We start from the raw sequence: 24,891 nt of genomic DNA on the forward strand, positions 1-24,891 counted from the left end.
ACAAGGGGACGCTGAACCATATTAGGCTTATTTTCTTATGATGTTATCTTTTGCGGATGATTGTGCACTGCATAACTTTTGGGCAAACAAGGCAATCATCTGGTAACGGTGCACCGGGAGGTCGGTGGTCTAATGAACCGTTTACATGTACGCATTTTGCGGGTGAATCAAAAACTCTTGGGTAATCAACTGCTTTTATGTCAACGATTTTTCCGCCTCTTTCCGTTGTGATGTCAATTTTGGACATGCAGAAGGGGCAGGCAAAGTGTGTTTCGCGTGTGACTCCAACGGTGTCGGTTACAACGGTGGGTTTGTCAAAGGTTTTTTCGCAACCTTCGTAGGGGCAACGTAGATGTCGCTCGTTTGAGCGTAGACTAAACCCTAAACCCATTGGTTTCACTTCATAGTATCGGGCAACTTAAGAGTTAATAAAGCTTGTCGTTGACACGAACAACACAAATACATACCAAAAACCCAGAAAAAACAGCCTGCTCAGCCTCAACAGCAATTATTAAGCACAAACACCCTCAATATCAGGGCTGATTCAAAATGAAAATGGATGCCATAAAAAATTTTGAGGTCGCCGCAGGCAAAACTGTTGAACTGAAAAATTTTGACACCAACTGGGTTCCCAAATGGGCTAAAAGCACAGACAACAAAACAGTAAAACAGCAGGCGCAATCCATTTTGGACGCTAACAGACAAATTTTAAGAGAAAAACAGGAACTGTTTTGGGCAAGCGACACCTACTCAATGCTTGTCATATTTCAAGGTATGGACACCGCTGGCAAAGACAGCACAATCAAACATGTCATGTCAGGCGTTAACCCGCAAGGTTGCCAAATTACCAGTTTCAAAACACCAAGCGAAGAAGAATTAGACCACACTTTTCTTTGGCGAGAAATGAAAGCATCGCCCGAGAGGGGACGCATCGGCATCTTTAACCGCTCCTACTACGAAGAAGTACTTATCGTGAAAATTCACCCTGAAATTTTGCAGAAACAGAAACTGCCGCCCCAAACAAAAAACGGTGATTTCTGGGAAAACCGATACAATGATATCAACTCTTTTGAGCGGCACCTCGTGCGAAACGGCACCATTGTGGTCAAGTTTTTCCTTCATGTTTCAAAAGGGAGACAAAAACAGCGGCTTCTAAAACGCATGGAAAAACCCAACAAAAACTGGAAATTTTCTCCATCAGATGTTTCGGAACGCGAGAAATGGCCTAAGTACATACAAGCCTACGAAGAAGCAATAAGCAAAACTAGCACAAAATGGGCACCATGGTACATCATCCCTGCGGATAAACGGTGGGTTACGCGGGCTTGTGTTTCAGAGATTTTAGCATCAAAAATTGAGTGCCTTAACCTGCAGTACCCCAAGTTGACGGCGGCGCAGATGGATGAGCTTAAGAAAGCTAAACAGCAGCTTGAAAATGAAAAGTGACTGATGGAGCCTCGAGCGGGCTTTGCTCCCGCGGCCTGCTGCTTACGAGGCAGCCGCTCCACTGGGCTGAGCTATCGAGGCACCCAACAAAACATAAAAACCCACATTTTTAAAGGTTCACAAACAAAAACGCCAAACCTATTAAGCGCAAACAACCACAACAAAACAGGAGAAACCCCAAAAGTGCGCAACACCAACAAAACCTCAACTGCTGAAGAGTTGGGCGAGCGAAAAATCATTCAAACAATCAAAAATCACTTAACCTCAATGCCCGGTGAGCCTGTTCCTTTCGGTGATGACGTATCCGCAGTGGATTTTGGCTGTGAATTGGCGGTTCTAAAAACAGATATGCTAGTCAGAGCAACTGATATTCCTGTGGGCATGAATGCTTATCAAACGGGCCGAAAAGCCGTTGTTATGAACGTGAGCGATTTCGCCGCAAAAGGCGCCAAGCCAGTGGCGGTTCTGGTTGCTCTTGGGTTGCCTGCTAAAACATCTCAAGAAGAAATCGTGCAAATCGCAATGGGACTAAATGATGGTGCTCAAGAGTACGGGGCATACGTTGTCGGCGGGGACACCTGCCAAACTGACGACCTCACAATTTCAATTAGCCTTTTTGGGTCTGCAGAGAAAAACAAGTTGATGCTTCGAAGCGGCGCTAAAGCGGAGGATATTTTGGCTGTTACTGGTTTTTTTGGGAACACAACAGCAGGGTTAAAGTTGCTGTCCGAGAAATGCGTGGTTACCGAACGCTTGCACAAGCCACTTTTGGATTCTGTTTTCATGCCAGTGGCGCGTCTTAAGGAAGGCTTTGCTCTTTCAGAGTCAAATGCGATTTCAGCATGCATGGATTCCAGCGACGGCTTAGCCATAAGTCTGCATCAGCTCTCAGAAATGAGCAACGTGGGCTTTAGGATTGAGCATTTACCTGTCTCAGTTGACGCTTCCGAGTTTGCCCAGTTGAACGGTTTGGATGTGGCGGATTTGGCATTGTATGGTGGGGAAGAGTACGAGCTGGTTTTAACGGTTAAGCCTGAAATGTGGATGCAAGCGGAGTCCGCGGTCAAATCCGTTGGTGGTCGTTTGCTGCCGATTGGAAAAGCTACTGCAGACAAACAAATCCTTTTAGACGAGGGCGAGAAGAAAAAAGTTATTGTTTATGGTGGTTGGGAACACTTCAAAAGTGAGCCTTAATGGTCAAGCAAGTAATTGATTATGGTTATGCATGAAGCGGCAAGATAAGGTTGCTTGCCTAAACTGATTTTTTCTCCAAACCTAAGAGCGAAAGATTCAGCCTTTTTTGGCAAGCCCACATGGTCGCCCAAGATAAACACAGAGTTTTCGGGTAGCACTGTTTCTGCGGCGTTTTTGCCGTCTTCTTCAAGTACAAAGAGGTTGTGGGTTTTGGTTTTTTCTTTAATTAGCGCCTCGAAGCTGGTTTTGTCGGTTGTTATTCCGGGGTGGGATTTGCCTGCGATGACTTTTTTTAGAATTTTTTTCCAAGTGTCGACATCGGTTCGCACATCGTAGAGGGTTTCTCCGTTGATTTGGATGTGTAGTGGCGGGTTTGGTGGTCCGTTTAGGATTGCGTGGAAGGTTACGTCTCTGCGTAGCCCGTGAGACAGGAATAGGCTTGAGACTATGCATTCGTGTGCTATGTCTAGGCGTCCTGCATCATGTAGGTTGGCAAAGTCTGGGCTGGTTTTTCCTATTCTTGAGAACAGTACGAACTCTCTTGGCACAGTGCGGTCACAAGCAAAATAGTTGACGCTTAAGCTTTAAAGTGCTTCTATAAATTTTGGAGTAAAAATTTTATTATTTACATGTAACTGAGCGGTTGCTTATTGTTTTAAACATATATTAACTGTAAATTCATAGTTGAAATTAAGAAACGCTTAATTGATGCAAGCGAAATACTAGTTGGCTGAGACGAGCAAACTTGCCGTTTAACTTATTCCGAAAAAAGAAAGAAGACGAAATAGAAGAGCAAGCTCAACCAGAAGTAGTCGAGCAAGCTTCTCCACAACAAGAACCAGAAGAGCCTACACAGGAAACCGAGACAGTGGAAGCTGAAACTGAAACATCCGAGCCTGCCGAGACGCCAAAAGAAGAACCCACAGCTGAACCTGCAGTGGTTGCACCTGAAGCACCTCAGCCAGAACCCGAACCTGCACCATCCGTAGAGCCAGCGCCTAAAGTTGAGGCTGAAGTGACAAGCAAAATGTACCTTAAAGCCATGCCTCTGCGTGAACTAGACGATGTAGAAACCATCAAAAAAGACGTTAAAGATGGCAACATCCTGATTTTACGTGTAACACCTCTTGCAAGCAAAAGCATTGAGGACGTGAAAAAAGCCGTCAATGACCTCTTCGAGTTCACAGAAGCCAATGGAGGAGACATCGCCCGTTTAGGTGAAGAACGTGTGGTTATTTGTCCAAAAAATGTACGGGTTTGGCGTGAAAAAAAGCCAAGTGCTAAAGAGCCGATTTCAAAACAGTCGCTACCTACAGCAGCCTAAATGTTTCTAGGTTTGCTGGGGTAATCGTGTTTATGTTTGCCTTGTTGTTTAGGAAGTGGGCAAAGTTGATGGTTTTTTGTTTTTCTCCGTGGCAGACAAAGATGCGTTCAGGTTTTGGCGTAAGATGCGTTAGGTAATTGACTAGTTGGCGTCTGTCAGAGTGTCCTGAGAATCCATCAACTGTATCTATCTGCATTTTTACTTGGAACGCAGCGATTTTGCCTTCATTGTCCATCATTGTGACTTCGCTGACGCCTTTTTGCACACGTTTACCCATTGTGCCCTCGATTTGGTAGCTTACAAAGAGTATTGTGTTTTTGTCGTCACCCGCCCAGCTTTTGAAGTACTCAATTACTGGTCCACCTTCAAGCATGCCTGAGGTTGCTAGCACAATGCAGGGTTCGCCGTCGATGATGCTTTGGCGTATGCTTGGGTGCTCAACGATGGTGAAGTAGTCGGATTGGAATGGGTTTACTTCTTCGTGTAGGATGCTGTGGCGTACTTCTCTGCCTAGGTATTCGGGGTAAGCGGTGTGTATGGCGGTTGCTTCGCTTATCATGCCTTCGATGAAGACAGGTGCTTCTTTTAGTATGCCTCGTTTCATGTACCCATCTATGATGAGCATGATTTCTTGGGCTCTGCCAACGGCTGGAACAGGAATAAGCACTTTGCCTTTGCGTTCCAAAGTTTGATTCATGATTCTAACCATGGCTTCTTCTGCTTCAGTGCGTGAGGGCATGAAATCGTCTGTGCCACCGTACGTGGATTCGGTGATGACGGTTTCGATGCGTGGGAACTCTGTAGTTGCAGCTTCAAGCAGCATGGTTCTGCCAAACTTGTAGTCACTTGTATAGACTATATTGTGTAAGCCTTCACCAATGTGCAAGTGTACCATGGAGCCGCCCAAAATGTGCCCCGAATTGTGCAGGGTTAAGCGGATGTCAGGTGCAATATCTGTGACAACACCATAACGCAAGGGGATAGTGTGTAGGACGCATTCACGTACGTCTTTTTGGTCATAATAGGGGGTGACGCCTTGTTTACTGGCAACGTCAAGATAATCCAGTTGCAGCATAGTCATAAGATTAGAGGTTGGTGCAGTGCAGTAGATTGGGCCATCATACCCGTACTTGTAGAGGAATGGGGCTAAACCACAGTGGTCAAGGTGTGCGTGGCTGATTACAACTGCATCTAAGGAATCAATTTGGAACTGTGGTGAATCAAAACGTGGGAAAGACTCAAAAGCCCGCTGTGAACCCGGATTAATACCGCAGTCTAAAAGCACGCTGCTTTCACGTGTTTTTATTAGCCATGCAGACCTACCGACTTCCTGCGCGCCGCCCAGAACAGTCATACAGATGTCGCCAACATCGTAGGTTTTTGGTCGGAAAATGCGTTCGCCAACTGTTCTTAGGATGCGTTCGCGTTCTTTACTTTCTGAGTGCAGGTAGTGGCGCATGTGAGTTACTATTTTGGATTTGATTGGTGGGCTGCGGAGAACTTGGGGTCTCCATTTGGTTTTTTTGATGATTTCCTGCAAAACTGCCCCGTTTCGTCCGATGACTAAGCCTGGTTTTTTGGTTTCGATGATGATTTCGCCTAGGCTGGGGTCAAAGTTTATGTCGGTTATTTCTGCTTCTGCAGGGATTAGTTCGCGAGCGATTTTTTCTGCTTCTGTTTCATGTAGCCTCACTGATGGGTCTGGGCGTATAACAATTCTTTTTCGGATTACGCCAACGATTTCAGCCACAATGTTGCCTTGGTCTACTAGAATTTCGGGTTTTTTTGTGTAAACTGAAAGCATGGGTCCTTCGTATTCGATTCTGGTGACTTCTGCATCGCGAGGGACATGCTCCAGAATGTACTGGCTGATTTCTACTTTGTCTTTGTCTTTTTCTTGTGTTCTAGCCAAACTTCTTTAACTTCCTATTTTGCGAGAAGTTGCCTTTTTTCTTCGTCGCTTAACTCTTTATAGCCATTATCATCAATCACAGTCACGTTATAGTTGTTGCCGCTTGCAACATCACGTTTCATAGCTGCATTCACAGCCTTCACAATAATTGGCAACAACTCAGCAATTGACATGCCTTCCTTGTATTTATCTTCCAAAATACCATAGGCTACAAGGGAGCCTGAACCAGTGCTGACTGATTTTTCTTCAGTTAAGCTACCATATGGGTCAAGATTGTAAACGTGTGGTCCGCTGTCATCTATCCCGCCAACAAGAACTTGTGTTGCCAGTGGCATGTACCTTGCTTGGAAAAGTAGGTTTGCAACAAGTCTTGCTGCTGTGGCAACGGGCATTGGTCTGTTCATGCTTATCTTGTAGAGTTGGGCGTTTGCTGTTAGAATGTCAACTACGCGCTGGGCATCGGCGACGGTTCCCGCGATTGTCATGCCGAGGTGATCATCTATTTTGTAGACTTTTTTTCCAGCTTTATGAGCCACATAGTAGCCCATTGTTACTCTTGTGTCAGAAGCCAAAATTACGCCGTCTTTACAAACGACACCTATTGTGGTTGTTCCCTTGAGCACTAATTGGTTAGTTGTGTTGTTTTGTGACATGTTCAGTCTCCCTAAAACTTGGAAATGCCATCCACTAGGAAGTAGCATCATGTAATCTTTTCTGAGATATTAATTAAGATTACGGTTTACACCCCTTGGCAAAGACAAAAAAATGTGCTCCAACTCTGCACCTACATTAATCACCTGTAAAAATAGGAGAAACAAATAGTTTATTCTATTTGGTAGCGGTTCCCAACGCTGCCCCACGCAAAAGCCTCAGGTAACGCTTGTGCGATTGCTTGTATTGCTTTCCAGCCTGTGCAATGCGACGCAACAATCAATGCAGGATTAATGTCTTTTAATTCCTCTACTGTTTGGGCGATTCTTTTTTCGTACTCTTGCCCTGCCAAATGAAATCCGCCCAAAACAGCATAAACACTCCTATCTGTTAACTGTTGAGCATAACGCAGTGTATTAATAATTCCCGCATGAGCGCAACCTGAAACAACCACCAACCCCTTACCTGCAACATCAAAAACCAAAGCGCGCTCCTCAACAAGAGCAGGGTCAGGTTGCCATTTGTTGTTCTCCAAAATTCTGTTTGAAGCGTTTCCTGTTTCAAAACTGGTTTTTCTTGGAATCTCACCCGTGACAAGGGCGCAGCCATCAGCGATTAAACTGGGGTGCTTGGTGGTTATGATTTTGCAGGGATTTAGTTGTTCGGGGTTTGGTAGGCGTTTGTGTTCTCGTATTGTGCCATTGGGCATTGCAGATCCGTGCAGTTTAAACATGTTTTCATGAGCAATTATTTGTAGGTCGGGGTTGTTTATGGCTTGAACTGCCGCTTGCAAGCCGCCGCAATGGTCATAGTGTCCATGAGACAAAACCAGCCAATCTACCTCCCCTAAATCCAGACCCATGCGTAGGGCATTGGTTACTACACCATCTGAGCTAACACCCGTATCAAAAAGGATAGTGTAGGGTTTGCCCGCGTAAATTTTGATTAGTAATGCAAATCCGTGCTCGCCCATTGGTAATTGAGCGCCTTCTTTTCGACTTGCAGTGTTCCAGCGTCTATACGTTAATACCTGTTTTTTGTCATTTGCTGAAAGAAGATCTACAGAATTGTCTACCAAGCTTACGATTTCGATTTTGCGTGCTGCTCTAATTTGGATTTGTGGCATCTATAGGGTGCCTCTGTACTGGTTTGTGGTTGGGCATCCAACGCATTTTTTTGATTCAAATCTGCTACAAGGGTTGCAATCAACCTTGCAGGGAGTACCTTCTTTTTCTTTACTTGCCAAATTTTCGCGTATTTGTAAAAATGTTGAGAAGTATGTTTCGCTTACTGGGTAGAACTCTGAGCGGCGGATGCCTTTGCTGCACCGAAGTGAACATTTTTCCATGGATATGCTTTCAAGGGTTTCTTGGGTTTCTGCGACGACAATTGCGATAAGGTTGTAGCCGCCCACGGTTTTGAACATCTGGATTACTCGTGGGCATTTTTCGTATCGGTGTAAGAGTTCTTGCATTGCTTCGGCGCTTTCCATTTCCAGCATGACAATGGCGGGGTGTAGTCCAAGTGCGGTTGGGTTTATGAGTGCGGAAACTTTGATGGTGCCGTTTTTTAGTAGGCGTTCTAGTCTTTTTTTGGTTCCCATGCTTGTGTAGCCTATGGCTTGGGATAGTTCTTGTAGGGTAATGCGTCCATTTTCTTGGAGGCAGGTGATTATTTTTTTGTCTATGGCGTCCATCGTTGGTTCATCTTTAACTTGTAAGTTGTTTATAAAATAAACAAAAAGTATTAATAAGGTTTATGTTATAAACTCAAGATACTTAGAAGATGAAAAAATGACCGATAAAACAACCACCCCTGAAGAATGCAACGGCAAATGCGATACATGCAACACAACAGACAACTGCAACGACCCAAAAAAGAAGCAACAACAAGAAGACCAACAAAGAAAAGCCAACCTAAGCAAAATTAAACATAAAATCGCAGTTATCAGCGGAAAAGGTGGAGTAGGCAAAAGCACCGTAACCGCAAACCTTGCCGCAGCATTCAGACAAAACGGCAAAAAAGTCGGCGTACTAGACGCAGACATCCACGGTCCATGTATCCCCAAAATGTTGGGGCTTAAAGGCAGAACCTTAACCGGAGGTTTTGATGGCAAATTCCTTCCAGTAGTGGGCAAAATGGGCATAAAAGTCGTTTCCATGGATTTTCTGCTGGAAAACGATGAGGAACCCGTAATTTGGCGTGGCCCTCTCAAAATGCGGGCAATTCAGCAGTTCATATCTGATGTGGAATGGGGTGAACTAGATTACTTGTTTGTGGATTTGCCGCCGGGAACAGGTGATGAACCCTTAAGTGTCATCCAACTAATCCCCGACCTAGACGGCGTACTCATAGTAACCATGCCCTCCGAAGTTTCCGAGGCAGTGGTTAAAAAATCCGTTTCATTCGCCAAAGCCGCTGAAGTTCCAGTAATCGGCATCATCGAAAACATGAGCGGGTTTGTTTGCCCCGACTGCGGCAAAAAAATAGATATCTTCAAGTCAGGTGGCGGCAAAAAGATCGCGCAAGACCTATCCGTACCCTACTTAGGCAGCCTCCCAATTGACCCAACTGTTTGCACCGATGCAGACAAAGGCTTAGCTTTCATTGTTGAAAACCAAGATTCGGCAGCCGCTAAAGCCTTCAGGGAAATAATCACAAAAATTACTCAGTCACAAAAAGCCGACACCAAAAACAAGTTGTCAGCTTTATTTTCAGGTGGTAAAAAATGAAAGTATGTGTTAGCTCAACAGCAGACAATTTAGATGCGCAAGTTGACCCACGCTTTGGTAGATGCCAATACCTCATTGTGGTAGACACTGAAACCATGCAGCACGAAACCATCCCCAACATGGCTGCAGGCTGCTCAGGCGGAGCAGGAATCCAAGCAGCACAAAACATGGTAAACAAAGGCGTAAAAGTGGTTATAACGGGAAATGTTGGACCTAACGCTTTTGGAGCCCTATCCGCTGCAGGCATAGAAATAGTGACTGGCGCATCAGGAACAATCCGTGAAGCAGTTGAAAAATTCAAAAACGGTAAATTGCAAAAGGCTGGTTCGCCAACAGTTGACGGCCACTTTGGCATGAACCCTTAAAGTACCCTTGTTGGAGGTGAATGTATGACAAAAAGAATTATTGTTCCCACAGAAGACCAAAACGGTTTAAACACTGCCTTAGCACAACACTTCGGACGTGCACCATACTTCACAGTTGTCGAATTAGACGATAGCGGCAATGTTGCTAACGTTAAAGCAGTCGCAAACACTGGCGAACACGCCGGCGGTGTCGGTCAAGCACACGACCACATTGTAGCACTACAACCCGATGCAATCGTAGCTTACGGGATGGGTCCTAGAGGTTTAATGAGCTTTGCAAACGCTGGCATAAAGGTTCTAAAAGCAAACGCAGATACAGTAAATGAGGTCGTCACAGCCTACAAAGAAGGCAAACTTTTGGCACTTACCGACGGCTGCGAACACGCACACCATCAATAAAAACAAACCCCTATCTTTCCTTATTTTATTTCTTTTTTAGTGGAGGAAAAATCTTTGATAATTTCAGTTGCCAGCGGAAAAGGTGGAACAGGAAAAACCTCAGTAGCCGTGAATATGGCGCTTTCCGTGGGGAACCTTCAACTTTTAGACTGTGATGTTGAAGAACCCAACGCACACCTGCTTTTGCACCCTGAAATCACCCGCAAAGAACCCGTTTACACCCAAATCCCCAAAGTAGACCAACAACTCTGCAACGGTTGCGGAGAATGCGCCAAAACCTGCCAGTTCCATGCTCTATTTGTAGCCGCAAAAAACGTCATGATTTTTCCCGAACTCTGTCACAGCTGTGGCGGATGCGCGCTTGTTTGCCCTCAAAAAGCAATCACTTGGGAAAAACACGAAATCGGTACTCTAAACTTTGGAAAAACTGACAGTTTAGAGCTTGTTTTTGGGGAACTTACCGTGAGTAAACCGTTAGCTATTCCGGTTATTAAAGCCGTCAAAAACCAACTCAATCCAGAGACTAACGTGATTGTTGATTCTCCACCCGGAACCAGTTGCTCATTTGTGGAAACTGTTCGTGGTAGTGACTTCTGCATTCTGGTTACTGAGCCGACGCCGTTTGGGTTGCATGATTTGACGATTGCTGTTGAGGTTCTGCGTCGTTTATCTGTCCCGTTTGGTGTCGTGGTTAATCGTGCGGGTGTAGGTGATAGAAAACTTTACCAATACTGCCAAGATGAAGGCATCCAGATTCTGCTTGAGATTCCCTACGACCGCCGAATCGCTGAGCTTTACTCGCGGGGAACTGCGTTTGTTTTAGAAATGCCCCAGTGGAAAGAAAAATTCCAAGCCCTCTACAAAAACATCAAGGAGACAGTTAAGAAATGAAGCAGTTAACCGTTTTAAGTGGCAAAGGCGGTACAGGCAAAACCTCGCTTACTGCATCTTTTGCGGTTTTGGCAAAACATGCGGTTGTTGCGGATTGTGATGTGGATGCTCCTGACCTTCACATGCTCTTACATCCCCAAGTTATCAGCGAGCAAGACTTTGTTGGTTCAAAACTTGCGACTATAGACCAAGAAAAATGTGTTAAATGTGGATTATGTAAAAAAAGTTGTCACTTTGACGCCATAACCAGCAGCTTAGAAGTTGACGCAGTTGCTTGTGAAGGCTGTGGTGTATGCAAAATTGTTTGCCCCGCTGATGCAGTAACTTTTGCGCCCCGGGTCTCAGGTAAAGCCTTCATTTCAAAAACAAAATATGGGTTCATGTCTCATGCCCAGCTTTTCCCTGGCGAGGCGAACTCTGGGAAACTGGTGACACTTGTTAGACAAAACGCAAAAGTCATAGCTGAAAAGGAAGGCTGCGGCTTGGTTATTATTGATGGTTCGCCTGGGATTGGTTGCCCCGTTATTGCTTCAATCGCTGGCGTGGATGCGGCGTTGGTGGTTTCTGAGCCGACTCTTTCAGGGATTCATGACTTAACCCGTGTTCTCCAACTGTTAAAACACTTCAACGTGCAACCCTTCATCTGCGTAAACATGCATGACATAAATGCTGAAAACACCAAAAAAATCATGGACTACTGCAAAGAAAACAGCGTTGAGATTGTGGGCACGGTTTCTTATAACGCTAAATTTACTGAGGCAATGGTGAATGGGCAAACCGTTGTCGAGTACGCGCCTGAATCTGTTGTTTCACAGCAAATTCGGGGTATGTGGAGCCAACTGTTTAAGGTCTTAAATGCCGACACGAAATAATACTACTCGTATATGGGTATGTCTGAGTGTTTTTTTGCTTCATCAATTATTGGACCTTTAACGATAAAGCCAACTGCTAGTCCACTGCCCCTGATAACAAGTAAGTTGTCTTGTGGGTTTACCTCAAATTTTTTGAGGGTATCTATTGGAACCATGATGCTTTCCCTTATTTTTTTAACCCAGCAGTAAACATGTGAACCCACCCTTGTTGCTTGTCCCTCTGCAATCTCAAATGTTTTAAGTTGAGGACACTTATCCAGCACTGTCCACAAAACCGTGTCCTTTAGCAACTCGGTAGATGTTACGCCAAAACCGCCTGAACGCTTACTGCCCGACATCAAAATTACTCTCGCATCATCAACCAAGTTGTACTCTTTGAGGGCTTGGTCTGGAATTGTGATTTTCCCGTTATTGCTCACCTTTGACCAAGCGAAAACAAATTTTCCACCTTTGACTAACTGAGGCACACTGCTTTTTCTCCAAAAAGGTTATTTGATGCGGAAAATGGTAAAAGACTGCTCAGGGAGAAATGTTTCTTCTTTATCCAATTGGTAACCTGCCTGATTCATCTCCGCTATCAGGTCTTCTTTGGCTACAAAATGCCCAAACACCTTATGAAAACTCAATCCAACGCTGGCGTTGTACTCCAAAATTGCAACTCTTCCCTCTTCTGGGTTTAGGGCAATTCGCAGTTTCTTAAAGTATTCAACGCGGTCAGGAAGGTGATGGCAAACGTTACGCATAAACACTAAATCCAGGTCTCTTTCTGCTTGAGGCGGGGTTTTTTCAGCAATCAGAACTGTTTCAAGATTAGTTAGTCCTTGTTCTTTTGCGCAGTCTTTGATGTAGTTTAAGAAATCCACGTTCACGTCTATGGCGAACACGCGTCCTTTTGGTCCAACTGCTTTGGCAAACTGCATGGCAAAATATCCGCCGCCTGAGCCTATGTCTGCAATTTTTTGTTCTGGTTGCAGATTTAAGGCTTTGAGGACTTGGTCGGGTTTGTTTTTGGGGTCAGAGGCTTTTTTGTTAAACATTTCTGCTTTGGTGTTTTTAGTCATGTTTACTTGCCTCAATTATGGTAGATTATATGGTGTTTAATTGTTAAATAATTTTGTTATATCGTGTTTATTTTCTAAACTACAGTTAAGGTTTTAACCCAAAGAAATAAAAATATTTTAGAACTAAATAGTAACAAGAAAGAGGCTAAAAGTATGTTGTCAAAAATCCCAATAAACCTAGATAAAATAAGCAAAGAAAACATAGACAAAGAAATCATCCGTGCAGGAATAATCGCTGAAATGGATGCCATAAACCTATACGAAGAAATGGCCGCCCTAGCCCAGAGCCCCCTGCTAAAGAAAATGCTCCTCGATATTGCCAAAGAAGAAAAAACCCACACAGGCGAATTCCAAGCACTACTACTGGAAACTGACCCTGAACAAGCAAAAGAGCTTGAAGCAGGCAAAAAAGAAGTCGAAGAATTAAAAGAAGAAGCCTAATCAGGCCTTTTTTTCTTTAAATATTTAATTTTTTATAAGAAAAAAGGATTACTGGATTATTGTTTCTCCAGTTTTGGTGAGCTTGTATTTTGCATCTGCTTCTTCTGCAAAGCCAGCATTTTTCAGTTCCCTAAGCCCGCTACGCACTTTAAAGAGGGGCTGTCCAGTTTTAGCTGAGACTTCCTCAGGGCTCAATGCTCCATCCTTTAGCGCGGTCAGTGTTGCTTTGCCTGTGCTGGTAGGTTTTCCGTCAGGGGATACGCAAGGCATTATGCTCAACTCTCGGGGAGTTTCTTTTTGCAAAGGTACCAGTCTTTGCATTCGTAACCTTGCTCTTTTAGGCGTTCCTCAACCCCTTCGATGGTGGTCGGCGCGGGAACAACGACGGAGTCGCCTGGCTTCCAGTTGGCTGGGGTGGCAACGTGATATTTGTCGGTTGTTTGCAGGGCTACAACAATGCGCAGAATTTCCTCCATGTTCCTGCCTGTGGTTAAGGGGTAGTAGAGCATGATGCGGATTTTGCTTTCAGGGTCAATGACAAAGACGCAGCGGACGGTTTCTGTTTTACTCTCGCCTGGTTGTATCATGCCGAACTTTTTGGAAACTTCCTTGTTGAGGTCGGCTATGATAGGGAACGGGATTTTTATACCCATTTTTTCTTCCACATTTCTTATCCAAGCGATGTGGGATGATACGCTGTCTACGCTGAGTCCAAGGAGTTCGGTGTTTCTTTTTTTGAGTTCGTCGTATATTTGTGAGAAGGCGATGAATTCGGTGGTGCATACTGGCGTGAAGTCTGCTGGGTGTGAGAACAGTATAACCCATGTTCCTTGATAGTCGGATAGCCGCAGGGTTCCTTGTGTGGTGGTTGCTTCAAAATCAGGGGCTTTTTGACCTAATACTGGAAAAGTGTTTTCTTCTTTTTGAGCTGGGAGTTCACTCATTTATTTTATCTCCTAAAAAGTTACTAAAAATAGTAGGGTTTAGTTAATAAAAATCTTGTGTATATATAGTTTATAATCTAAACTTCAATTTTGGTTGACAAAACGCTTAGGGGTTACTGTTGTTTTCTGATTTTTCGTTTGGATTTGATGGGGTTATGTGGATTGGTCTTCCTTCGCTGAGAGCTTGGGCTGCTTTTCTTCTTGCGCTTTGAACCAGCCGCCAAATTGTTCCTCTTGAAATGTTCATTTTTTGACCTGCTTCTTCTTGTGATAGTCCGTCCATGTCTACGAGTCGGAAGGCTTCGAGTTCTGCTACTTCAATGACTATTGGGTTTGGGTTTCTTGTGGGGGTTGGGGTGAAGCTGGTTATAGATGGTGTGTTGGTTAGGGTGACTGGTTTTGGGTATCTGCCTCTTTTTCCGCATCGGTGTCTTCCTCGCCACATTTTGTTTTCCCTGCTGTTTTGATGGGTTGGGGAACTTTTATATATTTTTGTGCACTATCACATAATTGATTGTGTGCATAAACACAAAATAACCCATCCAGAGGTGAAAACAAAAAATGGGATGGCAAAACAGACAAAACCAATACCCCGGCAGAGGACCATTCAGTAACCTTCCACCATGGCAACGACCAGGACGAGGTTGTGGCGGAAGAGGCTACGGCAGAGGATACAACGTTAACCCCAACCAATGCGCAAGATACCCCTGGCTCCCCCGCTGGTGGTGGGCAAACTCAACAACCACACAAAAACTACCACTACCTGTTCCTCAAAACGAAATCGCCACACTCGAAGAATGCAAAAAGCAGCTTGAAGACGAAAAAACCAGCTTAGAGCAGGAAATCAACAGTTTAGAAGCTCACCTAAAAGAGCTGAAAACTGCTGCAGAAGCAGACAAAAAACAACCCGACCAACAATAACGAGGTATACAAACCACCTGAACCTCTCCCTTTTTAGACTAACCCCTTAAGATTTGCTGAAAACCTGATAAGCAAATTTTTTCTTTTGCATCATTATGCTTAAATTACTTGTAGCAAACCAAGTCTTGGTGAACTTTATGGCAAAACTTAAGGCGAAAGCAGTTTTTCTTGAAAATGTCCGTTCAATTGTTGATAACCAACGAAACCACAGTATAGTCTGCGACCTACCCGTACCTCAAGGCGGAACCGACACTGGACCAACCGCGCTGGAGTTGTGTCTTATGTCATTGGCAGAGTGCGGCATGACCATTTTCGCAGATGTATGCAAGAAAAGCAATATCGCCCTCAAAAAAGCTGAAATAACTGTGGAAGCCGACAAGGTGCCTGATTCTCCAGTCGTTGATAATATCTCTATGAAGGTTTCTGTGGAATCTTCTGCGAGAAAAGAACTCATTGAGGCAGCGTGGAGAAGAACCGAAGCTTTCTGCTCAGTAATGTTCTTGCTTAAAGAACAAATTTCAGTTAAAGTTGAGTTAGAATCAAAAATCATCCAAGGCGACTGACAGTGAAGTCGGCACTTATTGTTTATTGGTCAAAAACAGGCAACACACAGAAAGTAGCCGAATCCATCGAGCAGGGACTCAAAGAAGCCAATTACGCGGTAACCGTAAAAAAGCCTGAAGACGCTCAAGACGTGGAATATTTCGATTACGACTTAGTCTGCGTTGGTGCACCCTCTTATTCTTGGCATCCCCCAGAGCCAATGACCCAGTTTCTAAAGAAAAAATTCAACCAGTACCGCCAACAAGGCATGATTAAACCCTGCGCGCCCAAAGTGCCCGGAAAATACGCCATCGTATTCGTAACCTACTCGGGACCACACACGGGCTTAGATGAGGCAACCCCTGTTGGCAAAGATATTGGGCAATATTTTGAGCATATAGGCTTCTCGGTTATTGCAGAATGGTATGTGTTGGGTGAGTTTCACGGTTCTCTTGAGCATAGTACAATGGGCAGAATGGGTGATATAAGGGGTAAACCTACCGTGGAAGATTTAGAGAAAATTAAAAAAGATACAAAAAAGTTAGCGGCTAAGCTTTAAGCTTCGCCATCTTCTTTTTTTGCCTGCTCAATCAATTTCTTGGAAACTTCAGTTGCAAACTCAAACATTCGAACTGCACTCCCAAGCCCCCACTCCATAAAGTCAACTGGGTTTTCTATAGCGTCTTTTGCAACGTTAATTCCTACCTGAGTCATTTTTAGCATGTTGTTTGGACTTGTTTCTGGGTTTTTGAGCATTTCCGCAAGGGCTTCAAAACCAGTTGATGTTGCTGCTTCTTGAATAACCCCTACTAAAATTTTGTAGGTGACTTGCTGATTTGGAAAAACCATCCCTGAAAGAATTGCACCAGTAATTTTTGCGTATTCGGGGTCTTTTCTGCTTCTGTCTCCCATAATCTCTAATGTTTTCATCCAAACTGGACTAAGGCTACGGTTACGCACTAAACTGAGCATAAGATTTGAAACTTTAAGACCATACCCTAACTCGGCGTCAACGCATTCAGGGTATACTGACAGAGCAGCTTTTGATAGGTTGTTTTTTAAGAGGCACTTTATTGCGGTTTCTGCAGCCCATTTACCGCTGAGCAGAGCAAAGTATGTGCCTTCACCGTTAAATCCGTTAATTAGTCCTGCTGCTTCACCTGTCAGCATGACGCGGTCAGACACAAGAGGCATTGTAGAATCATACATGTTTAGCTCTGAGACTTTGAGTTCGCCTTTTAATTCTGCTTTTTCAAGGCGTTTTTTCATGCCTTCATCATTTTTTATGTGCTCCATAAGCAATTCTTTGGGTGTTTTGGTTGCTGGTGTAACATCAGTAAGCAAGCCGATGCCCACATTGGCGCGGTTCATGTCTAAGGGGAAAATCCAGCTGTAACCCACAAAATCATCATCATTATAATATACGCCTCCCTGATTCGCTGCACCTGTAACATTTTCAAAGTAACCACGGAGAACAACTGCTTTGTGATTGTCTGGCCATTGGGCGCCGCGGAGTTTTTTGGCAATCAATGAGTTGTGTCCGTCTGCACCGATTAGCAAGCGGCTTTTAAGGGTGACTTTTTCGTTTTGGTGCTCACCCATAACGGTAACGCCGTCGATATTAACTTGAAAATCAGTAACATTGAACCCTTCAACAACTGTGGCTCCTGCGTTTTTTGCGGCATCCAACGTTAAATTATCCAAAACTATACGGGGAACAATAACGCTGTAACTGGTTAAATCAGGGTACTCTGGGAACAAGCCTGCCATAAGTTTTTTGCCATTTAGGTAAATTCCTGCGCGGTCAACCTTGTTGAACTCGGATAGACTGGTGATTTTCATGTTTTGCAGTTCCCTGATTGCGCCGGGGCTAATCATGTCGCCTGCAATTTTTTCTCTTGGGAAAGCTGCTTTGTCCAGCAAAGTAACTTTGATGCCTTTCAAGGCAAGATAGTATGCTGCGCATGTGCCAGCTGGACCTGCTCCAACAATGATGACGTCGGAGACTTTTTGATTTGTAACGTTTGTAATCTCCATAAACCTCTCTCCTAAGTACAGTTAACGGTAACTAAACAGTTGCTGCTTATATTAATAATTTACCAAATACACTTGTTTTGCATAAAAAACAACAAAACCCCTGTTTCCTTCAAACCCATGCGCAGTCAAGATACTTTAATTAACTAAAACCGCCAATTAAACAATCATGCACTACAAAAAAGCCCTAACAACTGCTACACTTATCGCATTAATAGTTCTTGCCGCGTTTTCTGCTTCTGCTTTTGCAACTCAATTAGCAATGGGTGTTGAAGTTGGTGACTATGCTGAATACACTGTTGACTACACTGGCACACCTTGGGAGGGGCATGATGCGACATGGGCAAGAATGGATATTGTCAGAGTTGACGGGTTACAGGTTGATGTAAACTTTACCACACGTCTAACTGACGACTCAATCGTAACTGCATATGAACAACTGGATTTTAGTGCTGGAAAATACATCGACTACTTTGTTATCTCTTCAGGCTTAAAGAAAGGTGACAGCTTTTTTGACAGTGGAATAAATGGTACCGTAACTATCCAAAATCAAGAAGTCAAAAATTACGCAGGCGTAGACCGCACTGTAATTTCAGGTGTGACCTCTCATGAGTCATCTGAGGGAACCGCAACAACCACATGGTACTGGGACCAAAAAACAGGCATAGCTTTAGAAGCAATCTCTGATTACCCACAATTCACCATGCACACCACTATCGAAAAAACTAACCGTTGGACGCCTCCTGTTCAACCCGACACTACCAATTTAGCCATATTTATAATTGTATTTGTGGGTATTGTGGTGGCTATTTATTTGTTGAACCTTTTCTTTAAAAAGAAAAAGATTACCACTTTTTCTTTTAGGTCTCGTGATAAGGCAGTTTCTGCTTCACGGTTTTAGGATAATGCTTTTAAGAAAATTAAGCAAAGTTATAGGTGAAAATGGGGGTCTCTAGATGAAAAAAGTTTTCAGCTTATTACTAGCGTTGTTATTGTGTAGTTTTCTTGTTGTTCCTTTAAGTCTAAATCTTGCTTGTGCAGTAGACTCAACTACTTCTGAACCAAAAACCATCACGGTTCCCACAGATGCGAACTCCATTGCCCAAGCCTTAACAGATGCCAATGCAGGAGACACAATCTTTGTGCAAAGCGGCATTTACTATGAAAACTTGGTGATTGACAAGTCAATTTCGCTGGTTGGTCAAGGCGCTGACAGTACTGAATTAGTTGGTGATGGTAATGTGGCAAAAGGCGGACGTGCAGTAATCAACATTACCGCTCCAAACGTAACAATAACAGGGTTCACCATTCAAAGTGTGAGTTATTCTGAATCAAACCTGCGCGCCTCAGGTATCAGCATTAATGCAGACGGGGCAAACATAACTGAAAACAACATCATCAACACTTACTATGGGGTTTTCTGTTCCAGCCAGTCAGGAGTCACAATTGCATACAACAACATAACCAACTCTGCAAAAGAGGGTATACGATGGTGCGGGGGCTCACAAGATTCCTTCATAGGAAACATTATCATAAACAGTAAACAATCCGCCATTTCGCTGGAAGGCTTCCAGCATGTCATAGCCAATAACACCATGATTAATAATGGACGTGCTCTTGGTTTGGCTGCTTCTTATTGCCTTGTATTTGGCAACATCGTGGATGATGATTTAGGCAGTGGCTTCTACATCGGCGGAAGCTACAACACCATCTGCGCCAACACCCTTTCAAACGGTGACTACGGCTTTCACTTCACCTTCACCTTTGCAAACCCACAAGAAAACCTGCTCTACCTAAACAACCTATACGATAACCAATACAACGTATACTTTGCCGATTTCGCTACACACCAGAACTGGACAAGCCAAATGATGGGTAACTACTGGGGCGACTACACAGGCACAGACAGCAACGGAGACGGCATCGGAGACACACCCTATCAAATCAACAACCTAAACAATGACACCTACCCTTTAATGGAGCCCATAAACATCACAGCTCAAACAATGCCAGAGCCAATTCTCCCATCGGTTCCTGATACAGACTCAACTGTGGCATGGTGGCACTTTGACTCAATAAACGATGCAGGTGTAACCCCTGATGAAACAGGACAAAACCCCGCCGTCATCGGAACCACTGATGAGTCGGCTGCTACATACACTCTTGTCGAGGGCGAATCAGGTAGTGCCCTGCAGTTTGATGGCATAAAATATGCTTACGTTCCTGTTTCCCCCAGCTTAACTCTAAGAGAAGAGTTCTCTTTTGAAGCAGTCCTAAAACTAGAAGGGTACAAGGCTGTGGATTACAACGTTATCTATATGGAAGCCGCCCGAACAACCTCCACGTACCCCGATAGGATTATTGGTTTTGCAGTGAACGGCAACCCCGACAGCACCATTCCGCTTGGTGCCCTTCGCGGTTTCATGCTTGATGAAAATGGCGTATTCAACGAGATTGTCTCCACCGAGCAGGTTGTTCAACTCGACCAGTGGACAAACGTGGTTTTCACCCGAAGCCTAAGCAACGGCTTGCACCTCTACATTAACGACAAAGAAGTAGCCGTAAACGTGACCTCTGGCATCCAAAATCCTCAAGGCTTAGCTGCGGAGGGCGGAGAAATCTACATCGGACATGACTCATATAGCACAATTGATGAGCTTGGCGTCAGAAACTATGTCCTATATCAGCAAGGTGGTTATGCAAACACTTTGTTGCTGGCTATACTTTCAGGTGTAGTGGGTGCCTTAGTGGTCTTTTTGATTGTGCTCCTCAGGTACAAGCGAAAAGATTACTGATTAGCCCAGACTTGTTTCTCAAATTTTAAATATCCCCACCACTCTTTACCAATTTTATGCAGACAATCCCCCTACGAAGTCGCATCACATGGAAACAGCCCGCAGCCTTTGCCATCGCCACCGCGGTAAGCACGGTTTTGGCAATTTACGCTGTTGTGTTCCCAGCGGGAGACGCGCCTGTTCCAGGGGTTTCAGGTCTCTACATTGCCGCCGCAGTTTATGTTCCCTTAGCGCTCTGGTTTGGCATCTGGGGTTGCCTAGCTGGATATGTTAGCTGCTTCATTTTAGCCCTCTACAGTGGTTACGCGTTGCCTCTTGCGCTTGTCTGGTCACTAGCGGACTTCTTTGAAGGATTTGTGCCCCTGATAGTTTATCGTTCCATCAAAATCAAACCTGAACTACACCTTAAAAAACCCAAAATCACCTACGCCATAAACGTGCTCTTAGCCGCGGTTTTTGTAGTTTCCGCTTATGCACTAATCAATGCATTAACTAGTATCTTCATTGGCACATTTATCGCTTCAATCGTTCTGCTAATTCTTCAGGCCGCCGTTGAAGACCGCAAGACTTGGATAACCTGGCTGGTTGTCGGCGTGTTTGTTGCCAGTATAATGTCGGGGATTTTTGGTGCGGGTGCTTTAGCATTGTTTGGGGCTTTTCCGATGGAGATTTTTCCAACAGTGTTTTACGGCTGGATTTTTGGCGACATCATTGTGCTCGCCACAATTGGTACCATAATGACGGTGGTTTTAACGCCTTTTATCGTGAAGTCTGGCTCATACGTGCGCAAATACTTCAGTTAAGCCTTACTTTTTCGCCGTTTTCAAAAAGGTAAATTTTACCCAAAAAAGACAAGCCATCCCCGTTAGCTACTATTGCTGAGCCTTTAGGAACAGCATAAACCCGCTCCTGCAAAGAAAACCGCAAAAGTGCTTCATCATTGACCCTTTTGTAATGAGCTTTAAGAGTTAGGTCCACCAATCCGAAGCCGTCAATTAGCCGCATCTTCTTGCTGTCCCGAAGAGTAACCACGCACCGATTGCACAGCACCAGTGCACCCGCGCTTCTGCCCACAACTGTGCCCTTGTATTTTTTTAGGAGCTTATCAACGCCACTACGATTTAGCCTTTCAATCAACACACTGGGTTGCCCGCCTGTCAAATAAACAAGATTTGCCTCAGAGAGTTTACGCTCAATATCCTCAATACCCTCAGAGTAATCTACTGCGTTGATTTCGCCTGCGCCTAAACCTCGAAAATAATCCCACAGCCTTTTCTGCCTCAAATAGTTGCGGTCAAAGCTTGCTCGTGCCCACGAAAAAACCAGAACCGACGGTTTCTCTCCAGCGTCGGCGAATGCGGCTTCGTTTACGGGTTTAGCGTCTTGGCGACGGATGTTTTCTCCGCCCAGCAGGTAAAACTTTGCCATACCTCAAAAAGGAAGTTGGTGCCTAAAAAAGGCAACGACAAAACAGTTAAAGCATCATCAACCACACCAGCATATTTGGTGCCTATTAGAAACTCCTTGCAGAACCTATAGAGGGGTAGGTGCTATTAACGGATTTTGCGTCCAAACGGCTACTTATCTGATGTGAAGTGAATAAAATTGTGCTTGATTTGCTTGTTTTTTGGGTGCTGTTGTCGTGGTTGCTTGTAGTGGATAGAGAAAGTTTTTATTAGCGTATGAAAATTAACAACGCCGATACTTAGAAGGATTGAAATAAAACATGGCACTTCAAAAAGGCGATTTCATACTAACAAATTATGTTGCCAAAGTAAAAGAGACAAACGAAGTTTTTGATACAACTGACGAGGCAGTTGCCAAAAAAGAGCACCTCTTCAAAGAAGGCGAAATTTATGAGCCTAAACTGGTAGTCGTCGGAGAAGGCTGGCTTCTAAAACCAGTCGATGAAGCATTGCTAACCATGGAAGTTGGCAAACCCGTAACCGTAGAAATTTCCCCAGAAAAAGGCTTTGGACCACGCGACCCAGAAAAAATCAAACGTGTCCCAATCAAACAACTATTGGCAAAAGAAATTAACCCAGTTATCGGAGCAAGAATCGAATATCAAGGCAAAAACGCCACAGTCCGCGCAATCGGCGCAGGCAGAGTCTTGTTGGACTTTAACCCACCATTGGCTGGAAGAACCCTCATCTACGACCTAACTGTTACCAAGCAGATTGAGAAAGCAGAAGAAAAAGTTGGCGCACTCATTCACAGACGTGTACCCGTTGTGGAAGAAGAAAAATTCAAACTTGCACTTAAAGAAAACAAACTTACCGTTGACATGCCAGAGGACACATTCTACGTTGAAGGCATACAAATCGCAAAACGCGGCATCGCAATGGACATCCAAAAATACACTACTGTGTACGAAATCAAATTCATAGAAACCTACAAGTCCGAACCAAAACCAGAAGCAGCACCCGCAGCAGCCAAAGAAGAAAAGAAAGAAGAAAAACCTGCCGCAGAAACCAAAGCAGCTAAGCCAAAAGCTGAAAAGGCAAAACCAAACGCCAAAGCCAAAAAAGCAAAAGCAGCAGCTGAAGAGTAACCCTCTTCTTAATTTTTAATTTTTTTAGTTGTAAATTTTTCTTGGTCTTTTTTATCGAAAAACCTATTTAAAATTACAGATTATAGTTCACCCCGACGTAAAATGGATCGAAAAGACTACCTCCAACAACCAGTTAAACACATAAAAATCGACAAACCCCAAACCGTAAACCAACTCATGTTACAATTTAAAAACTCAGGCTCTTTTGGCGCTGGGCGTCTTGCGACAGCCTGTGATATTTTTGAGAAAATGGTTAAAGAAAAGGATTGCACGGTTTTTTTGGCGCTCAGCGGCGCGATTGTGCCAGCGGGGTTACGTACGATAGTTGCTGATTTGGTTAGGCGTCACTTGGTTGATGTGATTGTAACCACGGGCGCATGCATGGTTCATGATGCCATCGAAGCCGTGGGTGGTCATCATTACAGGGGCAGCTGGATTGTTGATGATGTTGAACTCTACAGGTATCATCTTTTCCGAATATACGACATTTTTGTAACAGAAGAAGACTACATGAAACTTGACTACCAACTCTCAGATATGTATGATGAAATCGCCAAAGAGCACAAAGGCAAATCTCTCTCCTCAAACGAGTTCACCCACGAAATCGGCAAACGCTTAACCGACAAAGACTCCATCCTACGCGCAGCATACGAAGAAAACGTGCCAATTTTCGTGCCTGCACTACGCGATTCCGAATTCGGCTTTATTCACTGGATGCATTCCTCCCAAGAAGGCAAAAAAGAGGTGCTGCAAGTTGACGCCTTCAAAGAAGTTCCTACAATCTGCAACATCTGCGAGCAATCCCCAAAAAACGCCATGATAGTGCTGGGTGGGGGTGTTCCAAGAAACACTGTGCAATCTTCTACGTTGGCGTCCAAAAAAGGCTTGGATTACGCGATTATTGTGACGATGGATCGTCCTGAAACTGGTGGCTTGTCGGGTTCCACGTTGGAGGAAGCGGTTAGCTGGGGTAAAGTCAAAGGTGAAGCCGCGCAAGTAACGGTTGTGGGCGATGCGATGATGGTTTTTCCATTTATTGTGGCTTCGGTGACCGAGCGTGTGGGTGAAGATTTTAAGCGTCAGGGCTTTCTGCAAAGCCAGGGTAGATTGCCATGACCGAGAAATATTGTGGTAACTGCGACAGCCATAGTTGCTACACGTATCCCTCAAAAATTTTCTGCTCCACCCGCCACGCACAGGGCAAAGACCCCATCGTAGATACGTTATGGTGCTGTGAAAGCTGGAATTTGGTCAGCCAAGAATGTTACTGCGTGCGGGAAGCCCTCAAAGCAAAAGAAAACAAAAAGTAACCTCTTTATTTTTTTGGTTTGATTTCGTTGTTGTACTTGTATTTGCTTATGTGCAGGGCCTGTCTTTTTTTGAGTTAGCTCTTATTGATGACGGTGTATCCTATATTCTGCGTTTGTTGGTTTTCAGGGTTGACTACTGAGTATTTGCATCAGTGCCTGTAAAATTAATCTGCTTCAAGGTTTTTTTGCGATAGTGTCATAAGTGCAATACGTCTACTTTATGGTTAGGGCTGATTAGCGAGTGCATAAAAAACTGTTACTGATAACGGTAATTCCCCTTATCCTCTCTATAGTTGCCGTTTCACCCGCCCAAGAAACCACCCCCGCATGGAACATACAAGTCATACCCTCAAATGGAACAATTGGGGCTAGTTCTTTAGCCTTAGACTCGGCAGATAATCCTCACATATGCTACAGTGAACATCCGAAACAAGATCACACTATTGCAGACGTATTAGTTTATGCTCATTGGAACGGAACTGCTTGGAGCACACAAAAAATA

32 protein-coding genes and 1 tRNA gene are annotated in these 24,891 nt (G+C 44.3%); 19 read left to right on the forward strand and 14 right to left on the reverse strand.

The genetic code is table 11. The features are described from left to right. Positions 1 to 43 precede the first annotated feature (43 nt). Complete coding sequence (locus NWF01_08975) at positions 44 to 391, reverse strand: hypothetical protein (protein MCW4025150.1); 348 nt, start codon at positions 389 to 391, stop codon at positions 44 to 46. Between the two features lie 158 nt (positions 392 to 549). On the opposite strand from NWF01_08975, the gene NWF01_08980 reads away from it, so the two are divergent. Continuing rightward, on the forward strand, positions 550 to 1,446 hold the full coding sequence (locus NWF01_08980) for a polyphosphate kinase 2 family protein (GenBank protein ID MCW4025151.1): 897 nt from the start codon (positions 550 to 552) through the stop codon (positions 1,444 to 1,446). A 4-nt stretch (positions 1,447 to 1,450) separates the two neighbouring features. On the opposite strand, the gene NWF01_08985 is transcribed toward NWF01_08980, so the two are convergent. Further along, a tRNA-Thr gene (locus NWF01_08985) sits at positions 1,451 to 1,527 on the reverse strand. A gap of 102 nt (positions 1,528 to 1,629) precedes the next feature. Here NWF01_08985 and thiL point away from each other — a divergent pair. Next, a complete protein-coding gene (thiL, locus tag NWF01_08990) occupies positions 1,630 to 2,640 on the forward strand; it encodes a thiamine-phosphate kinase (protein ID MCW4025152.1) in 1,011 nt (336 codons plus the stop codon). On the opposite strand, the gene NWF01_08995 is transcribed toward thiL, so the two are convergent. Then, positions 2,637 to 3,188, reverse strand: a complete 552-nt coding sequence (locus NWF01_08995) for a tRNA (pseudouridine(54)-N(1))-methyltransferase TrmY (GenBank protein MCW4025153.1) — start codon at positions 3,186 to 3,188, stop codon at positions 2,637 to 2,639. The two genes, thiL and NWF01_08995, sit on opposite strands and share 4 nt — an antisense overlap. A gap of 197 nt (positions 3,189 to 3,385) precedes the next feature. Between NWF01_08995 and NWF01_09000 the strand changes: the two genes are divergently transcribed. Next, the gene (locus tag NWF01_09000; GenBank protein ID MCW4025154.1) at positions 3,386 to 3,964 is read left to right on the forward strand and encodes a cell division protein SepF; all 579 of its coding nucleotides are present in this window, start codon (positions 3,386 to 3,388) and stop codon (positions 3,962 to 3,964) included. Here NWF01_09000 and NWF01_09005 read toward each other — a convergent pair. The 4 genes from NWF01_09005 to NWF01_09020 form a co-directional block, all read right to left on the reverse strand. Continuing rightward, positions 3,951 to 5,876, reverse strand: a complete 1,926-nt coding sequence (locus NWF01_09005) for a beta-CASP ribonuclease aCPSF1 (GenBank protein ID MCW4025155.1) — start codon at positions 5,874 to 5,876, stop codon at positions 3,951 to 3,953. The genes NWF01_09000 and NWF01_09005 overlap by 14 nt on opposite strands. A 14-nt stretch (positions 5,877 to 5,890) precedes the next feature. Further along, positions 5,891 to 6,529, reverse strand: coding sequence for an archaeal proteasome endopeptidase complex subunit beta (gene psmB / locus NWF01_09010; protein MCW4025156.1), 639 nt, complete (start codon positions 6,527 to 6,529; stop codon positions 5,891 to 5,893). Positions 6,530 to 6,699: 170 nt separating this feature from the next. Then, positions 6,700 to 7,653, reverse strand: coding sequence for an MBL fold metallo-hydrolase (locus tag NWF01_09015; protein MCW4025157.1), 954 nt, complete (start codon positions 7,651 to 7,653; stop codon positions 6,700 to 6,702). Then, positions 7,654 to 8,223, reverse strand: a complete 570-nt coding sequence (locus tag NWF01_09020) for a winged helix-turn-helix transcriptional regulator (GenBank protein MCW4025158.1) — start codon at positions 8,221 to 8,223, stop codon at positions 7,654 to 7,656. Positions 8,224 to 8,320: 97 nt separating this feature from the next. Here NWF01_09020 and NWF01_09025 point away from each other — a divergent pair, with 97 nt between their 5' ends. Genes NWF01_09025 through NWF01_09045 form a run of 5 tightly spaced genes read left to right on the forward strand, consistent with a single transcriptional unit; the run spans position 8,321 to position 11,786 of the window. Continuing rightward, the gene (locus NWF01_09025; GenBank protein ID MCW4025159.1) at positions 8,321 to 9,259 is read left to right on the forward strand and encodes an Mrp/NBP35 family ATP-binding protein; all 939 of its coding nucleotides are present in this window, start codon (positions 8,321 to 8,323) and stop codon (positions 9,257 to 9,259) included. Further along, complete coding sequence (locus NWF01_09030; protein MCW4025160.1) at positions 9,256 to 9,624, forward strand: NifB/NifX family molybdenum-iron cluster-binding protein; 369 nt, start codon at positions 9,256 to 9,258, stop codon at positions 9,622 to 9,624. Before NWF01_09025 ends, NWF01_09030 begins: the two co-directional genes overlap by 4 nt. A 24-nt stretch (positions 9,625 to 9,648) precedes the next feature. Then, a complete protein-coding gene (locus NWF01_09035; GenBank protein MCW4025161.1) occupies positions 9,649 to 10,023 on the forward strand; it encodes a NifB/NifX family molybdenum-iron cluster-binding protein in 375 nt (124 codons plus the stop codon). Positions 10,024 to 10,077: 54 nt separating this feature from the next. Then, positions 10,078 to 10,914: an ATP-binding protein gene (locus NWF01_09040; GenBank protein ID MCW4025162.1), complete on the forward strand. Its 837-nt coding sequence runs from the start codon at positions 10,078 to 10,080 to the stop codon at positions 10,912 to 10,914. Beyond that, positions 10,911 to 11,786 carry an ATP-binding protein gene (locus NWF01_09045; GenBank protein ID MCW4025163.1) on the forward strand — a complete coding sequence of 292 codons (876 nt, stop codon included), beginning with the start codon at positions 10,911 to 10,913 and terminating at the stop codon, positions 11,784 to 11,786. Before NWF01_09040 ends, NWF01_09045 begins: the two co-directional genes overlap by 4 nt. A 2-nt stretch (positions 11,787 to 11,788) precedes the next feature. Here the strand turns inward: NWF01_09045 and NWF01_09050 are convergent, their stop codons facing one another. Beyond that, positions 11,789 to 12,205 carry a hypothetical protein gene (locus NWF01_09050; GenBank protein ID MCW4025164.1) on the reverse strand — a complete coding sequence of 139 codons (417 nt, stop codon included), beginning with the start codon at positions 12,203 to 12,205 and terminating at the stop codon, positions 11,789 to 11,791. A gap of 69 nt (positions 12,206 to 12,274) precedes the next feature. After that, a complete protein-coding gene (locus tag NWF01_09055; GenBank protein MCW4025165.1) occupies positions 12,275 to 12,847 on the reverse strand; it encodes a class I SAM-dependent methyltransferase in 573 nt (190 codons plus the stop codon). Between the two features lie 153 nt (positions 12,848 to 13,000). Here NWF01_09055 and NWF01_09060 point away from each other — a divergent pair, with 153 nt between their 5' ends. Next, entirely contained in the window at positions 13,001 to 13,288 is a 288-nt protein-coding gene (locus NWF01_09060) for a rubrerythrin (GenBank protein ID MCW4025166.1), read from the forward strand. Between the two features lie 48 nt (positions 13,289 to 13,336). Here the strand turns inward: NWF01_09060 and NWF01_09065 are convergent, their stop codons facing one another. The 3 genes from NWF01_09065 to NWF01_09075 form a co-directional block, all read right to left on the reverse strand. After that, complete coding sequence (locus NWF01_09065) at positions 13,337 to 13,558, reverse strand: hypothetical protein (GenBank protein ID MCW4025167.1); 222 nt, start codon at positions 13,556 to 13,558, stop codon at positions 13,337 to 13,339. Between the two features lie 5 nt (positions 13,559 to 13,563). Next, positions 13,564 to 14,232: a peroxiredoxin gene (locus NWF01_09070; protein MCW4025168.1), complete on the reverse strand. Its 669-nt coding sequence runs from the start codon at positions 14,230 to 14,232 to the stop codon at positions 13,564 to 13,566. A 106-nt stretch (positions 14,233 to 14,338) separates the two neighbouring features. Further along, positions 14,339 to 14,677, reverse strand: coding sequence for a DUF134 domain-containing protein (locus tag NWF01_09075; GenBank protein ID MCW4025169.1), 339 nt, complete (start codon positions 14,675 to 14,677; stop codon positions 14,339 to 14,341). A gap of 116 nt (positions 14,678 to 14,793) precedes the next feature. Here NWF01_09075 and NWF01_09080 point away from each other — a divergent pair, with 116 nt between their 5' ends. The 3 genes from NWF01_09080 (at position 14,794) to NWF01_09090 (ending at position 16,255) form a co-directional block, all read left to right on the forward strand. Beyond that, positions 14,794 to 15,153: a hypothetical protein gene (locus tag NWF01_09080; GenBank protein ID MCW4025170.1), complete on the forward strand. Its 360-nt coding sequence runs from the start codon at positions 14,794 to 14,796 to the stop codon at positions 15,151 to 15,153. Positions 15,154 to 15,290: 137 nt separating this feature from the next. Continuing rightward, positions 15,291 to 15,716, forward strand: coding sequence for an OsmC family protein (locus tag NWF01_09085; protein ID MCW4025171.1), 426 nt, complete (start codon positions 15,291 to 15,293; stop codon positions 15,714 to 15,716). A 2-nt stretch (positions 15,717 to 15,718) separates the two neighbouring features. Then, complete coding sequence (locus NWF01_09090; GenBank protein ID MCW4025172.1) at positions 15,719 to 16,255, forward strand: flavodoxin domain-containing protein; 537 nt, start codon at positions 15,719 to 15,721, stop codon at positions 16,253 to 16,255. On the opposite strand, the gene NWF01_09095 is transcribed toward NWF01_09090, so the two are convergent. Next, positions 16,252 to 17,733, reverse strand: coding sequence for an NAD(P)/FAD-dependent oxidoreductase (locus NWF01_09095; GenBank protein ID MCW4025173.1), 1,482 nt, complete (start codon positions 17,731 to 17,733; stop codon positions 16,252 to 16,254). The two genes, NWF01_09090 and NWF01_09095, sit on opposite strands and share 4 nt — an antisense overlap. A gap of 166 nt (positions 17,734 to 17,899) precedes the next feature. Between NWF01_09095 and NWF01_09100 the strand changes: the two genes are divergently transcribed. Genes NWF01_09100 through NWF01_09110 form a run of 3 tightly spaced genes read left to right on the forward strand, consistent with a single transcriptional unit; the run spans position 17,900 to position 21,328 of the window. Beyond that, complete coding sequence (locus NWF01_09100) at positions 17,900 to 18,631, forward strand: hypothetical protein (protein ID MCW4025174.1); 732 nt, start codon at positions 17,900 to 17,902, stop codon at positions 18,629 to 18,631. 55 nt (positions 18,632 to 18,686) lie between these two features. After that, positions 18,687 to 20,525, forward strand: a complete 1,839-nt coding sequence (locus NWF01_09105) for a right-handed parallel beta-helix repeat-containing protein (protein MCW4025175.1) — start codon at positions 18,687 to 18,689, stop codon at positions 20,523 to 20,525. Between the two features lie 56 nt (positions 20,526 to 20,581). Continuing rightward, positions 20,582 to 21,328, forward strand: a complete 747-nt coding sequence (locus tag NWF01_09110) for a hypothetical protein (GenBank protein MCW4025176.1) — start codon at positions 20,582 to 20,584, stop codon at positions 21,326 to 21,328. Here the strand turns inward: NWF01_09110 and NWF01_09115 are convergent. Continuing rightward, positions 21,321 to 21,953, reverse strand: coding sequence for a Type 1 glutamine amidotransferase-like domain-containing protein (locus NWF01_09115; protein ID MCW4025177.1), 633 nt, complete (start codon positions 21,951 to 21,953; stop codon positions 21,321 to 21,323). The two genes, NWF01_09110 and NWF01_09115, sit on opposite strands and share 8 nt — an antisense overlap. A gap of 298 nt (positions 21,954 to 22,251) precedes the next feature. Here NWF01_09115 and NWF01_09120 point away from each other — a divergent pair, with 298 nt between their 5' ends. From NWF01_09120 to NWF01_09135, 4 genes are all read left to right on the forward strand, one after another. Further along, on the forward strand, positions 22,252 to 23,079 hold the full coding sequence (locus NWF01_09120) for a peptidylprolyl isomerase (GenBank protein MCW4025178.1): 828 nt from the start codon (positions 22,252 to 22,254) through the stop codon (positions 23,077 to 23,079). A gap of 102 nt (positions 23,080 to 23,181) precedes the next feature. After that, positions 23,182 to 24,195: a deoxyhypusine synthase family protein gene (locus NWF01_09125; protein ID MCW4025179.1), complete on the forward strand. Its 1,014-nt coding sequence runs from the start codon at positions 23,182 to 23,184 to the stop codon at positions 24,193 to 24,195. Continuing rightward, positions 24,192 to 24,389 carry a hypothetical protein gene (locus NWF01_09130; protein ID MCW4025180.1) on the forward strand — a complete coding sequence of 66 codons (198 nt, stop codon included), beginning with the start codon at positions 24,192 to 24,194 and terminating at the stop codon, positions 24,387 to 24,389. Before NWF01_09125 ends, NWF01_09130 begins: the two co-directional genes overlap by 4 nt. 241 nt (positions 24,390 to 24,630) lie before the next feature. Then, positions 24,631 to 24,891, forward strand: a 261-nt coding sequence (locus NWF01_09135; GenBank protein ID MCW4025181.1) for a BNR repeat-containing protein, incomplete at its 3' end; no start/stop codon positions are given.

The organism is Candidatus Bathyarchaeota archaeon (assembly GCA_026014585.1).
Classification (GTDB): Archaea; Thermoproteota; Bathyarchaeia; order Bathyarchaeales; family Bathycorpusculaceae; genus Bathycorpusculum.

Excerpts from the sequence above, each read along its gene's own strand:
- NWF01_08975 (MCW4025150.1), bottom strand. The coding sequence starts at position 391 with ATGGGTTTAGGGTTTAGTCTACGCTCAAACGAGCGACATCTACGTTGC.
- NWF01_08980 (MCW4025151.1), top strand. The coding sequence starts at position 550 with ATGAAAATGGATGCCATAAAAAATTTTGAGGTCGCCGCAGGCAAAACT.
- psmB (MCW4025156.1), bottom strand. The coding sequence starts at position 6,529 with ATGTCACAAAACAACACAACTAACCAATTAGTGCTCAAGGGAACAACC.
- NWF01_09015 (MCW4025157.1), bottom strand. The coding sequence starts at position 7,653 with ATGCCACAAATCCAAATTAGAGCAGCACGCAAAATCGAAATCGTAAGC.
- NWF01_09020 (MCW4025158.1), bottom strand. The coding sequence starts at position 8,223 with ATGGACGCCATAGACAAAAAAATAATCACCTGCCTCCAAGAAAATGGA.
- NWF01_09025 (MCW4025159.1), top strand. The coding sequence starts at position 8,321 with ATGACCGATAAAACAACCACCCCTGAAGAATGCAACGGCAAATGCGAT.
- NWF01_09030 (MCW4025160.1), top strand. The coding sequence starts at position 9,256 with ATGAAAGTATGTGTTAGCTCAACAGCAGACAATTTAGATGCGCAAGTT.
- NWF01_09035 (MCW4025161.1), top strand. The coding sequence starts at position 9,649 with ATGACAAAAAGAATTATTGTTCCCACAGAAGACCAAAACGGTTTAAAC.
- NWF01_09045 (MCW4025163.1), top strand. The coding sequence starts at position 10,911 with ATGAAGCAGTTAACCGTTTTAAGTGGCAAAGGCGGTACAGGCAAAACC.
- NWF01_09055 (MCW4025165.1), bottom strand. The coding sequence starts at position 12,847 with ATGACTAAAAACACCAAAGCAGAAATGTTTAACAAAAAAGCCTCTGAC.
- NWF01_09060 (MCW4025166.1), top strand. The coding sequence starts at position 13,001 with ATGTTGTCAAAAATCCCAATAAACCTAGATAAAATAAGCAAAGAAAAC.
- NWF01_09065 (MCW4025167.1), bottom strand. The coding sequence starts at position 13,558 with ATGCCTTGCGTATCCCCTGACGGAAAACCTACCAGCACAGGCAAAGCA.
- NWF01_09070 (MCW4025168.1), bottom strand. The coding sequence starts at position 14,232 with ATGAGTGAACTCCCAGCTCAAAAAGAAGAAAACACTTTTCCAGTATTA.
- NWF01_09075 (MCW4025169.1), bottom strand. The coding sequence starts at position 14,677 with ATGTGGCGAGGAAGACACCGATGCGGAAAAAGAGGCAGATACCCAAAA.
- NWF01_09080 (MCW4025170.1), top strand. The coding sequence starts at position 14,794 with ATGGGATGGCAAAACAGACAAAACCAATACCCCGGCAGAGGACCATTC.
- NWF01_09085 (MCW4025171.1), top strand. The coding sequence starts at position 15,291 with ATGGCAAAACTTAAGGCGAAAGCAGTTTTTCTTGAAAATGTCCGTTCA.
- NWF01_09095 (MCW4025173.1), bottom strand. The coding sequence starts at position 17,733 with ATGGAGATTACAAACGTTACAAATCAAAAAGTCTCCGACGTCATCATT.
- NWF01_09100 (MCW4025174.1), top strand. The coding sequence starts at position 17,900 with ATGCACTACAAAAAAGCCCTAACAACTGCTACACTTATCGCATTAATA.
- NWF01_09105 (MCW4025175.1), top strand. The coding sequence starts at position 18,687 with ATGAAAAAAGTTTTCAGCTTATTACTAGCGTTGTTATTGTGTAGTTTT.
- NWF01_09110 (MCW4025176.1), top strand. The coding sequence starts at position 20,582 with ATGCAGACAATCCCCCTACGAAGTCGCATCACATGGAAACAGCCCGCA.
- NWF01_09115 (MCW4025177.1), bottom strand. The coding sequence starts at position 21,953 with ATGGCAAAGTTTTACCTGCTGGGCGGAGAAAACATCCGTCGCCAAGAC.
- NWF01_09120 (MCW4025178.1), top strand. The coding sequence starts at position 22,252 with ATGGCACTTCAAAAAGGCGATTTCATACTAACAAATTATGTTGCCAAA.
- NWF01_09125 (MCW4025179.1), top strand. The coding sequence starts at position 23,182 with ATGGATCGAAAAGACTACCTCCAACAACCAGTTAAACACATAAAAATC.
- NWF01_09130 (MCW4025180.1), top strand. The coding sequence starts at position 24,192 with ATGACCGAGAAATATTGTGGTAACTGCGACAGCCATAGTTGCTACACG.